11 protein-coding genes and 2 pseudogenes are annotated in these 12,680 nt (G+C 72.1%); 9 read left to right on the top strand and 4 right to left on the bottom strand.

All coding sequences use genetic code 11. The features are described 5' to 3' along the window. Positions 1-7: 7 nt before the first annotated feature. Positions 8-466, bottom strand: coding sequence for a helix-turn-helix domain-containing protein (locus FCN18_RS35010; protein ID WP_043832466.1), 459 nt, complete (start codon positions 464-466; stop codon positions 8-10). A 272-nt stretch (positions 467-738) separates the two neighbouring features. After that, a complete protein-coding gene (locus FCN18_RS35005; protein ID WP_206078056.1) occupies positions 739-1,095 on the bottom strand; it encodes a site-specific integrase in 357 nt (118 codons plus the stop codon). A gap of 10 nt (positions 1,096-1,105) precedes the next feature. Between FCN18_RS35005 and FCN18_RS39890 the strand changes: the two are divergent. From FCN18_RS39890 to FCN18_RS34985, 5 genes and pseudogenes are all read left to right on the top strand, one after another. After that, a pseudogene (locus FCN18_RS39890) lies at positions 1,106-1,531 on the top strand (transketolase C-terminal domain-containing protein); the annotation flags it as partial. Positions 1,532-1,685: 154 nt separating this feature from the next. Beyond that, on the top strand, positions 1,686-2,009 hold the full coding sequence (locus FCN18_RS40765) for a biotin/lipoyl-containing protein (RefSeq protein ID WP_323808398.1): 324 nt from the start codon (positions 1,686-1,688) through the stop codon (positions 2,007-2,009). 90 nt (positions 2,010-2,099) lie between these two features. Beyond that, positions 2,100-2,308 (top strand): annotated as a pseudogene (locus tag FCN18_RS40760) (2-oxo acid dehydrogenase subunit E2). 57 nt (positions 2,309-2,365) lie between these two features. Further along, entirely contained in the window at positions 2,366-3,421 is a 1,056-nt protein-coding gene (locus FCN18_RS34990; RefSeq protein WP_158303246.1) for a DUF917 domain-containing protein, read from the top strand. Further along, positions 3,418-4,797 (top strand): hydantoinase/oxoprolinase N-terminal domain-containing protein, encoded by a 1,380-nt coding sequence (locus FCN18_RS34985; protein WP_137097219.1) that lies wholly within the window; start codon positions 3,418-3,420, stop codon positions 4,795-4,797. Before FCN18_RS34990 ends, FCN18_RS34985 begins: the two co-directional genes overlap by 4 nt. Here the strand turns inward: FCN18_RS34985 and FCN18_RS39345 are convergent. Continuing rightward, positions 4,773-6,272 carry a PucR family transcriptional regulator gene (locus FCN18_RS39345; RefSeq protein WP_158303245.1) on the bottom strand — a complete coding sequence of 500 codons (1,500 nt, stop codon included), beginning with the start codon at positions 6,270-6,272 and terminating at the stop codon, positions 4,773-4,775. The genes FCN18_RS34985 and FCN18_RS39345 overlap by 25 nt on opposite strands. Before the next feature lie 138 nt (positions 6,273-6,410). Between FCN18_RS39345 and FCN18_RS39340 the strand changes: the two genes are divergently transcribed. The 4 genes from FCN18_RS39340 to FCN18_RS34965 are packed head-to-tail and all read left to right on the top strand — an operon-like array spanning position 6,411 to position 11,674. Then, on the top strand, positions 6,411-8,477 hold the full coding sequence (locus tag FCN18_RS39340; RefSeq protein ID WP_158303244.1) for a hydantoinase/oxoprolinase family protein: 2,067 nt from the start codon (positions 6,411-6,413) through the stop codon (positions 8,475-8,477). Beyond that, entirely contained in the window at positions 8,474-10,225 is a 1,752-nt protein-coding gene (locus FCN18_RS34975; protein ID WP_158303243.1) for a hydantoinase B/oxoprolinase family protein, read from the top strand. Before FCN18_RS39340 ends, FCN18_RS34975 begins: the two co-directional genes overlap by 4 nt. Then, complete coding sequence (locus FCN18_RS34970) at positions 10,222-11,304, top strand: dipeptidase (protein ID WP_137097216.1); 1,083 nt, start codon at positions 10,222-10,224, stop codon at positions 11,302-11,304. The genes FCN18_RS34975 and FCN18_RS34970 overlap by 4 nt, the downstream gene beginning before the upstream one ends. Beyond that, the gene (locus FCN18_RS34965) at positions 11,288-11,674 is read left to right on the top strand and encodes a RidA family protein (RefSeq protein ID WP_158303242.1); all 387 of its coding nucleotides are present in this window, start codon (positions 11,288-11,290) and stop codon (positions 11,672-11,674) included. The genes FCN18_RS34970 and FCN18_RS34965 overlap by 17 nt, the downstream gene beginning before the upstream one ends. A gap of 18 nt (positions 11,675-11,692) precedes the next feature. On the opposite strand, the gene FCN18_RS34960 is transcribed toward FCN18_RS34965, so the two are convergent. Then, positions 11,693-12,598 carry a LysR family transcriptional regulator gene (locus FCN18_RS34960; RefSeq protein WP_112276335.1) on the bottom strand — a complete coding sequence of 302 codons (906 nt, stop codon included), beginning with the start codon at positions 12,596-12,598 and terminating at the stop codon, positions 11,693-11,695. Positions 12,599-12,680: the final 82 nt, after the last annotated feature.

Raw genomic sequence — 12,680 nt, 5'->3', positions numbered from 1 at the left:
GGCCGGGTCATCGAAGATCACCTGCTTCGACGCGCGGACGTCCATGGCTGTCTCTCGTGGGGATGCCGCGTTCACGCAGCTTGTTCAGCACGGTGGTGTGGTTGACGCCCAGGTGTTCGCCGACTCGTGCCAGGGACCAGCCGAGGTTGTAGAGGTGGATGGCGTGGTCGACCTGGTCGGGGGACAGTCCGCGGCGGCGCATCGGTACGCCGTGCCGGTGGAGGATGTTGCTGACCGTTCGTCGTTCGATGCCGAACCGGTCACCGAGTTCGTACACTGTCGCGCCGGACTGATAGCCCGCGATCAACTCCACGACTTGATCGGCACCGAGTTGTCGGGCACGCCGGGGCCGATCGCGCTCGATCGACGGCGGCTCGGGCGTATCGAGGCTGGGAAGCTTCTCACGGAGCTCTTCCAGGGCTCTGACCTGGTCTTTTATGTTCGAGTAAGGTCCCCTAACCTCCACGCAGGTCAAAGGCCCTTTCCCGGGATGCTGGGAGGGGCCTTTTGCTTGAGTACAGCAGCAAAGTACAGCAGTAGGCATCCTTAGTCATGCAAACTGTCTCCCAGCCGCTTCAGTGCGTCCCGGGTCCGCCCAGAGGAAGCTTGCGCTTAGATCTCCATCACTGGGCCTGCCGCAGGATGCGCATGACCTGGCGCGGGTGGATGTCGAGATCGACCAGCAGCGTGGCGCACGTCCGGCGACCGTCGTGAACCGTGATCTTCCGGACCCCGGTTTTAGCGATACGAGCGTCCCAGGAACGGTTGAAGTTGCGGAGGTTCGAAGGGTGTGCCGAACTTCGTCGTAAACACCAGGCCGTCGCCTTGCCATGCTTCCCCAGCCTGATGGGCATCCGACTCCTGTTGCTTCTGCCGCGCCTGTAGAGCAGCGATACAGACATCCACCAGGGGCAACGTATCCTCGGACGCCTCAGTCTTGGTCTCGCGGTGCAGCAACTCCCGCTGTACACGTTGAAGCTGACGGCCAACCACAAGTTCGCCCGCGTCAGTGGTCACATCCTCCCAGGTCAACCCCAAGACCTCGCCCTTGCGCAGACCCAAGACCAAGATCAGGACATAGGCCGCGATCGACACTGCCGACCCGGTGATCTTCCTGGAGCCGAAGAAGTACTACTTCACGCCGGACGAGGTCGACCCGGACGCGCCCGTACCGCCGATCGGCCGCGCCGTCGTCCGCAGGCCCGGCCGGGACGCCACGCTGGTTACCTACGGTCCCGGCGTGCCGGTGGCCCTCGCCGCCGAGGTGGCCGCGGCCGAGGGACCGGACCTGGGTGTCGTGGACCTGCGGTCCATCGTGCCGTTCGACGCCGACACCGTGATGGCCGAGGTGCGCCGCACCGGCCGCGCGGTGGTGGTGGCGGAGGCGGCCGGGTTCGCCTCAGCCGCTGCGGAGATCGCCGCCCGGATAGGCGAGCAGTGCTTCCACTATCTGGCGGCGCCGGTGCGGCGGGTCACCGGGTTCGACATCCCGCATCGGCCGCCGAAACTCGAGCACCACCACCTGCCCTCGCCGGAGCGCGTCCTCGACGCGGTCGACGACCTTCAGTGGGACGAGTCACGAGCCGCCGCACGTTCACCCTGCCCGGCCTCGGCGAGGGCTCACCGAGGCCAAGCTGGTCCGCTGCCTCGTCGCCACCGGCGACCGGATCGGCGTCGACGCTCCGGTGGCCGAGGTGGAGACCGCCAAGACGATGGTCGAGGTGCCCTCACCCCATGCCGGTGTGGTCGCCGAGTTGCACGCGGCCGATGGCTCGGACGTCGCCGTCGGCGCGGCACTGATCACAGTGGACACCGGGGAGCGCACCGAGCGCGCCGACTCCGCCGCGTCGGCGTACGTCACGGAGGAGCGGGCGGGGTCCGGCAACGTGCTCGTCGGATACGGCACCGCGGCACCCGGCACCGGCAGGCGGTGGCGCCGGGGTCGCCCGCCCGGCGCCACCGCGCTCCGGCGCGACGCGGCCGCCGGGCTGCCCCGCCACCCGTGCTGAACTCCACAGTGGACACCGAGGCGGGCGAGATCCGGATCTTCGACGGGGTCCAACAACTACGGGTCCTTCGGCGTCGACGGCAGTGCGGCGATCATCAACCATCCGGAGGTCGCGATCCTCGGCATGGGCCGGATCCTGAAAGCCCCTGGGTGGTCGGCGAAAAGATCCGGCCGCGGCGGATCACGCAGCTGTCGCTGGTGTTCGATCACCGGGTCTGCGACGGCGGCACGGCGGCCGGGTTCCTGCGTTTCGTCGCCGACGCCATCGAGCGGCCCACGGCGGTCCTCGCCGACCTCTGACGGGACGGGACAGCGCCGATCTCGCCGATCGGCCCGGAGTGGCGGGATACTCGTGCGGTGAATCCGAGCAAGGTGCCCGGCCGCATCGGCCTCCGGGAGGTGGCCGCGTTCGCGCGTGGCTGCGCGGTGCTCGGCTGCGGCGGGGGCGGCGGTGTGACGCTGGCCGAACGACTGGCGCGGGACGCCGTGGCGCGTTTCGGCCCGGTGCGCGTGGTGGATTTCGACGACCTCGCCCCCGACGCGTTCGTGATGCCCTGCGGCATGCTCGGTTCCCCGTTGATCTTCGAGGAACGTTTGCCCACCGGGGACGAACCGGCCGAGCTGCTCGCGGCGGTGCAGGCGGCGCACGGACGGCGGGTCGACGCGTTGATGCCGTTCCAGCTCGCCGGCGCCAACGGGCTGGTCCCGCTCGCCTGGGCGGCCACCGTCGGGCTGCCGCTGGTCGACGCCGACGGCACCGGACGCCCGATGCCGAACATGGCGACCGTGATGGGCCTGTCGGGAGTGCCGCCGACACCCGCGTTCGTGGTCGACGGCGAGGGACAGCGCATCACCATCCGGGCCGCCACCCGGGATCGGTTCGTGACCACCGCGTTCGGGGTGCTGGCCGGGGTCGGTGGTCTCGGCGCGTTCGCGTTCGAGCTGATGGACGCGTCCGTCGGCAGGCGGGCGGCCATCCGGGGAACGGTGTCCCGGGCGCTGGCGATCGGCCGTGCCGTGCTCACCCGCCGCGGCGCGGTCGAGGCCGCGCTCCCCGGTGGTCGCGTGCTCGCCCGCGGCCGTATTCGCCACTTGCGGCACGACACGCCCGACCGGGGAAAGGGCGGGTCCCTGCTCGTCGAGGACACGGACGGGCACCGATTACTGCGCGTGGAGTTCCAGGACGAGTTCCTGCTCGCGCTCGACGGCGGCCGCGTGGTGGCCGCGACACCGGACACGATCGTGCTGTTCGACGCGGAAACCCGGCGGCCGCTGCTGATCGACGAGCTGCGCGAGGACCGGTTCGTGACGGTCGTCGCCGGGGACGGCCCCGCGGCGTGGCGGACACCGGAGGGGCTCGCCCTGGCGGGGCCCGCCGCGTTCGGGCTCGACCTGCCGGACGGCGTGGCGTGACGACCGAGGCGGTGCGGCTGGCCGTCGTCGCCGGGCATCGGCGGACCGAGGCAGCGGTGGTCCGCCCGGACGGGCATCCGATCGCGGCCGTCGAGTTCGCCTCGACGGGCTCGGCGGTGGCGGACGTCGATGCGGCCTTGACGCAGCTGCTGGACCGCCACCCGGCCGAGACCGCCGCCGCGCGGGCCGTCGTGGTCGCCTGCGGCTGGTCCGCCGCGGCCCTCCACCGGCTGCATGACCTGAACCCCGTGCTGGCCGTGCGGCTGGCGGCCACACCGCGATCGGCGGTGCCGCCGTTGAATGGATGGCCGTCGGCACTGCGGACCGCGGTGTCCGCGGGCGAGGTGGTGGTGTCCGGCGGCTGCGGGGTCGACGGCAGCGCGCCGGTACCGCTGGACCGCGCGGGGCTGCGTGCCGCACTGGCTCGCCTCGGCCCGTCGGCGTCGGCGGTCGCGGTCACCGGCACGTTCGCCGGGGTCTCACCCGACGACGAACGTGCCGCCGAGCGGATCGCCGAGACCGAACTCCCCGGCCGCCCGGTCGTGCTGAGCCACGACTTCGGGGTCCTGGGACTGCTGGAACGGGAGAACGCCGCGATCCTGAACGCCGCGCTGACCGGGGTGGGGCGCGCGGTGACGGACGCGCTGGTCGCCGCGCTCGCCGAGCACGGCCTGACCGCCCCGTGTTACGTGGTGCGCAACGACGGGACGCTCATGCTGGCCGAGCACGCCGCCCGGTTTCCGGTGCTGACCTACGCCGGACCGGAGGCGGCGTGGCTGCGCGGCGGTGCCGTGCTGGCCGGCCTGGACGACGCGCTCGTGTGCCGGGCGGAACACACGGAGGTGACGATCGGGGTGGCGCACGCGGGCCGGCCGCGGGTGGCGCCCGGGCGCCGGATGCTCGCCGGCGTGCCGACCACCGTCGGCCTGCCGCACCTCGCCACGGTGCGGCGCACCGCCCGCGGCGCCGATGCCGTCCGGGCCGGTTCCCGGTCGCACCTGTCCAGGACGATCGAGCGGATGCGCGACGGCGGCGCACCCGAGCAGGTGGTCCTGGTGGGCGCCGCCGGCGAGCTGCCCGGCGTCGCCGAGGTGCTGCGGCCCCGGCAGGCCCGGTTCGCCGCCGCGGTCGGCGCGGCGCTCGCCCCGGTCGGTGCGACGGCCGAGACGATCCTGCCGCGGAGCATGCCGGCGGATCGGCGGCGCGACCTGCTCGTCGAGCGGGCCGTCGAGCTCGCGGTACGGCACGGCGCCGATCTGGGCGCGATCTACGTCGCCGAGCTGACCGAACTGCCGTTGCCGTACCTGCCGGACAGCCCGGTCCACGCCCGGGCCCGCGTCGAGGGGCCGCCTCAGCTGCGGGCCCGGCCGTCCTGAAGCATCCGGACCCGGCAGGCCAGCTGGAGCATCATCCACTGGTCCGGGTCGTCGAGGTCGACGTTCAGCATCGCCAGGATCCGTTTGAGGCGGTACGCCAGCGAGTTGCGATGCAGGTGCAGGGCCTCGGCCGCGTGCAGCAGCGACCCGTGGTGGTCGAGGTAGGCCGCCAGGGTGCGCACCGCCGTCGCGCGCCGCTGCGGACCCAGCGCGTCCAACGGCGCCAGCAGGCCGCGGGTGATCTCGCTGCCGCTGGCCGAGGCCGACCATTCGGCCAGGAACCGGTTGGTGCCCAGCGAATCGAACGACACGACCGGGGCGTCGCGCGCGGCCAGCGCGCCGCGTGCCTCGGCGACCGAACGGCGCAGCCCGTCCGGGCCGGGATGGGCACTGCCCACCCCGGCGCGCGCGGCGACGCCCAATTCGGTCGCACGCGCCACGATGTCCCGCGCGACCGCGGTGGCGGCGGTGACCGCGTCCAGCCCGGGATCGGTGGGGTCGATCCGCACGACGAGCTGCGCCGCGCCGCTGCGGGCGCGCTGCCAGGTACCCCCGGCGTCGCGGGCGACCTCCAACGCGACGCGCCGGACCTCCACGGCGCGGTCGAAGCGGGCACCCTCGTCCAGGTCGTGGTCGTCCGGGTCGTCGGTCTGCAGCAGCAGGGCCGTGTGCCAGCCGTCGATGTCGATGCCGACGGCGCGGGCGCGGTCGAGCAGCCGTTCGGCGTGGTGCCGCTCCGCGGACAGCAGTTCGGTCAGCAGGTCGGCACGACGCTGTTCGGGCGCCTCCTCGGCGCGCCGGGTGCGCCGGATGGTCTCGCCGACGGCCGCGGCGCACAACGCGAGCACCAGCTCCGTGGCCATCACGTCGGCCCGGTCACCGTCACCGTCGGCGGCCAGCCTTCCCTCCTCCCGGCCGTCGACCAGCACCGGAGCCGTCGGCTCGCCCGGGCGCGGGGACCGGAACGCGACTGGGCCCACCACCGCCTCGGCCGCCGCGAGCAGCCGGCCGACCGGCGCGCCGTCCGCCAGCAACGCCGACAGCCGGGTCAGGCCACGGTGCGCCCGTTCCAATGCGGCGGCGGCACCGGCGGTGAGCGTGCGGTCCACCGCCACCACCAGCTCGGCGAGCGGGGTGCGGGCGTCGGCGTGCAGCACCGCGACCGGCCCGGACCGCGCTATCGCCTGTGCCGAGGGCTCGATCACCGGCGGCGGCTCGGCCGGCAGCACGAGCGCGGCGACGCCGTGCTCGACGGCCACGCGCAGCGCCACGTCGAGCCGGTAACCGGACAGGTCCGCCGACGCCCGCGCGGTCAGCACCACCACCGCGCCGGGTTCGGCGCGGGCGATCTCGGTGACGCTCTCGGCGACCAGCACCCCGCTGACGCGGGGACCCGCGAGGTCGCCGCCGGGAGCAAGCCGCGTCACCAACCCCGCGAGGGCGGGATCCCGCAGCAGCTCACCGATCGTCGTCATCGCTCCATCATGCCCGAGACGCACCGCGCGCAGCTGTGCGATGTGCACGAAAGCGCCGGGAATACCGTGCGTGCGAGCCGAAGACGGGCCGTTCCCGGCTTCCCATACTTGGCGAAACCTCAGACGAAGGGAGTCGCGATGCCCGCATCCGGCAAGACACCCCGAACCCGCGTGGCCGTCGACGTCGGCGGCACGTTCATCGATTTCGTGATGCTGGACGAGGCCAGCGGCGAGCTCGTGATCGAGAAGCAACCGTCGACCTCCGCCAAGCTGGTGGAGGAGTTCCTCGCGGGTCTCGGGCGGCTGCCCGTCGACATCGGCGAGATCGAGCGGATCTTCCACGGCACCACGGTCGCGATCAACACCATCCTGCAGGAGCGCGGGGTCGCCGTCGGCCTGATCACCACCGACGGCTTCCGCGACGTTCTCGCGCTGGCGCGGGGCGGACGCCCGGAGATCTACAACCTGTTCTACGAGCCGGTGCGGTCGCTGGTGCCCCGGGAGATGCGCGCCGAGGTTCGCGAGCGGGTGGCCGGGGACGGCACCGTGGTGGAGCCGCTGGACGAAGCCGGTGTGCTGGCCGCCGCCGACCTGCTCGTGCGGCGCGGCGCGGAGGCGATCGCGATCGGCTTTCTCCATTCCTACGCCAACCAGGCGCACGAGCAGCGCGCGGCCGAGCTGGTGCGCGCGGCGCACCCGGGCATCGCGGTCACCGCGTCGAGCGAGCTGATCACCGAGTGGCGGGAGTACGAGCGCACCTCCACGACGGTGCTCAACACGTATGTCCAACCGGGATTCCAGCGCTACATCGGTGACCTCGTCCGGAATCTCCGCGCGCACGGCTACGACCGGCCGGTCGCGCTCATGCAGTCCAACGGCGGCGTGATCGCCGAGCACGCCGCCGCGCGCAAGCCGATCAGGACCCTGGAGTCCGGTCCCGCCGGTGGGGTGATCGGCGCGGCGGCGCTGGCCGCGCGGCTCGGGCACCCCGACGTGATCTGCGCGGACGTCGGGGGCACCAGCTACGACGTCGCGCTGATCGAGGGCGGGCAGATCCTCGAGCGGTCCGAAACCGCGGTCGCCGGTCGGCCGATCCTCGGCCCGACCATCGACATCGTGTCGATCGGCGCCGGTGGCGGCTCCATCGCGTGGATCGACCACCGCGGTGTGCTGCAGGTGGGGCCGCGCAGCGCCGGGGCGCATCCGGGACCGGCCGCCTTCGGGCTGGGCGGCGCCGAACCCACCGTCACCGACGCCCACCTGCTGCTCGGCAGGCTCGACCCGCAGCGCTTCCTCGGATCCCGCATGCAGCTCTCGCTGGACGCCGCCGCCGCGGCGATGCGGTCCAGGATCGCCGAGCCGCTCGGCCTGTCGGTGGAGGAGGCCGCGGCGGGAACGCTCGCCATCGCGGAGACGAGCATGACCTACGCCATCCGCGCCGTCACCGTCGAACGCGGACTGGACCCGCGTGACTTCGTGATGTACTCCTACGGCGGGGGTGGTGGCCTGTTCGCCGCGGCGGTCGCCGGACACTGCGAGGTCGGCAAGGTCGTCATTCCCCGGGCGCCGGCGAACTTCTCGGCCTGGGGCATCCTCAGCTCCGACTACCGCGAGGACGCGGTGCTGACGCGGGTGATGGCGCTGGAGGAGTCTCGGCGCGCGGAGATCGTCACGATCCTCACCTCGCTCGCCGGCCAGGCCGCCGACCAGGTGGCCCAGTACGGCTTCACCGGTGATTCGCTGATCACCACCTATCAGCTCGACGTGCGCTACGCGGGTCAGGACGCCACCATCCCGGTGCCGGTCGAGCCGGGCTGGCTGGACTCGGGTGCGGGCCTGCTGTCGCGCGTCCGCGAGGGGTTCGTGCATGCCCACCGGCAGCTCTACGGACACGGCGCGATGGACGCGGATCTCGAACTCGTGCACTGCCGGGCGCGGTTGGTGGGTCCGGTGACCGCACCGGACTGGCCACTGTGGACCAACGAGGTGACGGCGCAACCGCGAGAGATCCGCAAGGTCTACTTCGGACAAGGTCCGGTCGACACCGCGATCTACGAACGGGACGCGCTCGCCGTCGGGCAGAGCGTGCCGGGGCCGGCCGTCGTCGAGGAATGGACCACCACTACCGTCGTGCCGCCCGGATGGCTGCTGGAGGTCGACGAGCTCGGCAACATGATCATCACGCGATCGGAGGAGCAGCCGTGAACGGGCCGGACAAGATCGATGTCGTGACCGCTGAGATCGTCCGCAACGGGATGACGTCGGCGGCGCTGGAGATGGCGCGCACCCTGCGCCTGACCGCGTACAACCCGCTGCTGTTTGAATCGCAGGACTTCGGACTCGGCATCGTCTCCCCGGGTGGCGAGATGTGGGGTGAGGCACCCGGGGTCGCGGCCTTCATCGGCTGCCTCGGGGACACGATCCGCACCGGTGTCGCCGAACTCGGCCTCGAGGCGTTCCACGAGGACGACGTGCTGATCGTCAACGATCCCTATCTCAGCGGAACCCACATTTCCGACACCACCATCTACCGCCCCATCTTCCACGCCGGACGGCTCGTCGCGTTCTCCTCGGCCACCGCCCACTGGGCCGACATCGGCGGCAAGGAACCCGGTGGATGGTGCCGCGACTCGACGAGCATCTACCAGGAAGGCGTCTGTTTCAACCACCTGAAGCTGGTGTCGCGCGGCGAACGCAACACCGAGCTGTTCAAGCTGATCGCCGCCAACGTCCGGTTCCCCGGCCTGGTCATGGGGGACCTGGAGGCCAAGCTCGCCTCGACCCGTCAGGGCGTGCTGCGCGTCCAGGCGCTGTGCGCGAAGTACGGTGCCGACGTGGCCGCCGCATCGATGGCGTTCGTCATCGAGCGCACCGACGCGGCGGTGCGCCGCAAGATCGCGGAGATCCCGGACGGCAGCTACGGGGCGGCCATGTCGCTGGACTCCGACGGCGTTGTGGAGAACGACCCGGTCCGGCTGGCCGTGACCCTGCGGGTGGACGGCGACCGGATGACCGCGTCGTTCGACGGCACCAGCCCGAGCCGGACCGGTCCGATCAACCTCAACCCCATCGTCGCCGCGAGCTCGGTGCGGATCGCGCTCAAGGCCTTGACCATGCCGACCGATCCGACGAACGCGGGCCATTTCCGCGCCCTCGACTTCGACATCACCCCGGGCACGGCGCTGACCGCGCAGCGGCCCGCGCCCTGCGACTCCTACGGGTACTCGGTGGTCACCGTCGTCGAGTTGTGCGTGCAGGCGCTGGCGAAGGCGGTGCCGGACTGGTGCCCGGCGGGCGGGTCGCAGCTCACCGGCATCGTTCTGTCGCGTTCGGACCCCCGGGACGGCACGCCGTTCATCTTCAGCGACCCGGTCGACTGCGGCACGGGCGGCCGGCCCCACGGGGACGGGGCCGTGCTGAACGTCATGGGCAACGGCGACGTGCCGACCACCCCGGTGGAGATCGTCGAGACGCGGTACCCGGTGCGGATCGAGCGGTTCGAGTACGCCCCGCACGTCGCGGGTGCCGGGCGGTACCGGGGCGGCGCGGGGGTGCGCCGCGACTATCGCATCCTCGAAGAAGGCCTGAACCTCAACGTGATGGTCGAGAACACCGTGGACGTGATGGGCCGTGGTGCGCACGGCGGGCGGCCAGGAAAGCCGGCACGCGTGGTAGTGCACCCTGGCACCGACCGCGAGATCGTCGTGACCCGGCACAACAGCGCTCACCGATTGCGGGCCGGGGATGCGTTCACCGCCACCACGTCCGGCGGCGGCGGGCTGGGTGACCCGTTCGAGCGGGATCCCACGGACGTGCTGCGCGACGTCCGCGGCGAACTGCTCAGCGCCGAGGATGCGGAGACCACGTACGGGGTGCGGGTGCGGCGTGACGCCGAGGCCTGGTTCGTCGACGAGGAGAGCACGACGGCGCTGCGCGCCGCTGATGCCCGATGACCCGGTTCGCCGACGCGCACAACGATCTGCTCTACGAGGTCGCCTATCGGGCGCACGTGGAGAACCCGTTCGGCAGGTACTGGCTCGGCCAGCTGCGCCGGGGCAACGTGGCGTTGACGGTCTGCCCGATCAGTGCCGGGCTCGAGCAGCTGCCCGAAGGCGGGCTGCGGGTGGCGCTCACCCAGTGCGGCGGATTCCACCGCGCCCTGCGGGAGAACCCGGACGACCTGGTCTGGGCGCGCGGCGCCGGTGACCTTGCCGAGGCCGAACGCAGCGGCCGGATCGCCTTGCTGCTGAGCATGGAGGGAACCGAGCCGTTCGGTTACACACCGGCGTTGCTGGAACCGTTCGTCGCGCTCGGCGTGCGGATGGTCGGGCTGACCTGGAACCGCCGCAACCCGTTCGCCGACGGGCTGGGAGAGGGCGAGAGCGACGGCGGGCTGAGCGGACTCGGCCGGACCCTGGTCGACGCGCTGGTCGACCGGCACATCGCCATCGACCTGGCCCATGCCAGCCCGCGCACCGTCGACCAGGTGCTGGGGCGGGCCGTGGACGGGCACGTGCTGGTCAGCCACGCCGCGTGCCGTGCGGTGTACGACAGCCCGCGCAACCTCGGAGACACGCAGCTCACCGCGGTGGCCGACGCGGGCGGGCTGATCGGCATCATGCCGCATCCGGTGACCCTCGGCGTCGACGGTGGCGCGGCGACCCTGGACAAGGCGGTCGACCACCTCGATCACGCCCGCGAGGTTGTCGGCGTGGAACACCTGGCGATCGGGTCGGACTTCTCCCGACAGATCGTCCGGTCCGGCGCGCTGCACGTCCCACCGGACGTGATCATGCCGGACGGGATGACGTTCGATGCGGCGGTCGAAGAGTTCGAGGGCCCCGCGGACTTTCCCCATCTCGCGGCCCGGATGCGGGCCCGTGGCTGGACCGCCGCGGAATGCGACGCGGTGCTGTACGACAACCTGCGGGCTTTCCTCGACCGCGTGCTCGACCACCACGAACCCAGCACCCGGCCGGCCGGCGCCGGCCACGACCACGGAATGGGAGTCCACCATGCGCACCGACATTGACCTCGGCACCGCGAAAGGCGCCTACACACCGCTCGTCGTCGCGGGCGACTTCCTATACGTCTCCGGGCAGGGCGGGTTCGATCAGGACTTCGCCATCGTCCCGGGCGGTATCGAGGCGGAGACGGTCACCGCGCTGGGCAATCTGGAACGCGTGCTCGCCGCGGCCGACGCCACGCTCGACGATCTCGTCGCCGTGACGTGCTACCTGGCCGACATCGGCGACTGGGCGGCGATGGATGCCGCCTACCGGCGATACTTCGGCGACCGCAGGCTGCCGACCCGCACCACCGTCGCGGTCGCCGCGCTGCCGTTCGGTCTCCGTCTCGAAATCACCGCGACCGCCTACCGTCCCCGGCCGGGCACGCGCTGATCGGTGCCCGCCGCCGAACTACGCGGTGCCCGCCTCGCCCGGTGATCGGGCGGCCAGGGCGGCCGCGGTGCGCATTGCCAGTTCGGCGGCGGGTGTCCGGTGGCTCTTTCTGCTCACGGCCGCGACATGGAGGCGGCGGTCGGGAAAGATCGGGCGGGCGGTGGCGCCTGCCTGCCGGACCGCGGGCACCCAGGCCGACGGGAGAATCGTGTCGCCCAGTCCGGCCAGGACCAGGGGCAGCACCGACGATCGGTGCGCGACCTCGGCCACGATCCGGGCACCGGCCCGGTCGACGACCTCGTCGATGAGCGACCGCATCAAGGACGCGTCCCGGGGTGCGATCAGCCGGGCCCCGGCCAGTTCGGCCAGATCGACGTCGCCGGGGCCCGCGGTGCGCGGGTCGGACATGGTGACGAGGACGAAATGCTGTTCGCTCAGGGCCTGGACGGCGAGGTCGGTGGCCGAGATCGGCGCGGGCGCGCCGAGCAACCCGATTTCGCTCTCGCCACCGCGCACCGCGGCGAGCACCTCGTCCGGGGTGAACGCCGGGGCGACGTTGTAGGTGATGGCCGGGAATCGCCGGTGCACGGCCCGGAGAAGGGACGCGAGCGGTTCGATGCCCGGGGACGGCATCGTGATCAGGTCGAGCCGTCCGGCGCGGCCGTCGGTGAGATCCCGGACGCTGAGCCGGGCCTCCTCGACATCGCGGAGCACCTGCCGGGCCGGCCCGATCAGGCGGCGGCCGGCATCGGTCAGCACCAGCCGCCGCCCGATCCGATGGAACAGCGGCGTGCCGAGGCTCCGTTCGAACGTGGCGATCGTCTGCGACAGCGACGGCTGGGCCAGGTGCAGCGCGTCGGCGGCCGCGCTGATGCTCCCGGCGTCGACCACGGCCAGGAAACACCGCAGCTGACGGACGTCCATACGCGCAACCCTTCATAGGCTCAGCCTATTTACCGGATCGGAAATTAGTCGTTGACTATAGAACAGGGTTGACGTGTGATGA

Origin of the sequence: Prauserella endophytica, assembly GCF_005146945.1 — a bacterium.
Lineage (GTDB): Bacteria > Actinomycetota > Actinomycetes > Mycobacteriales > Pseudonocardiaceae > Prauserella_A > Prauserella_A endophytica.
This window is presented reverse-complemented; position numbering and strand designations above follow the sequence as displayed.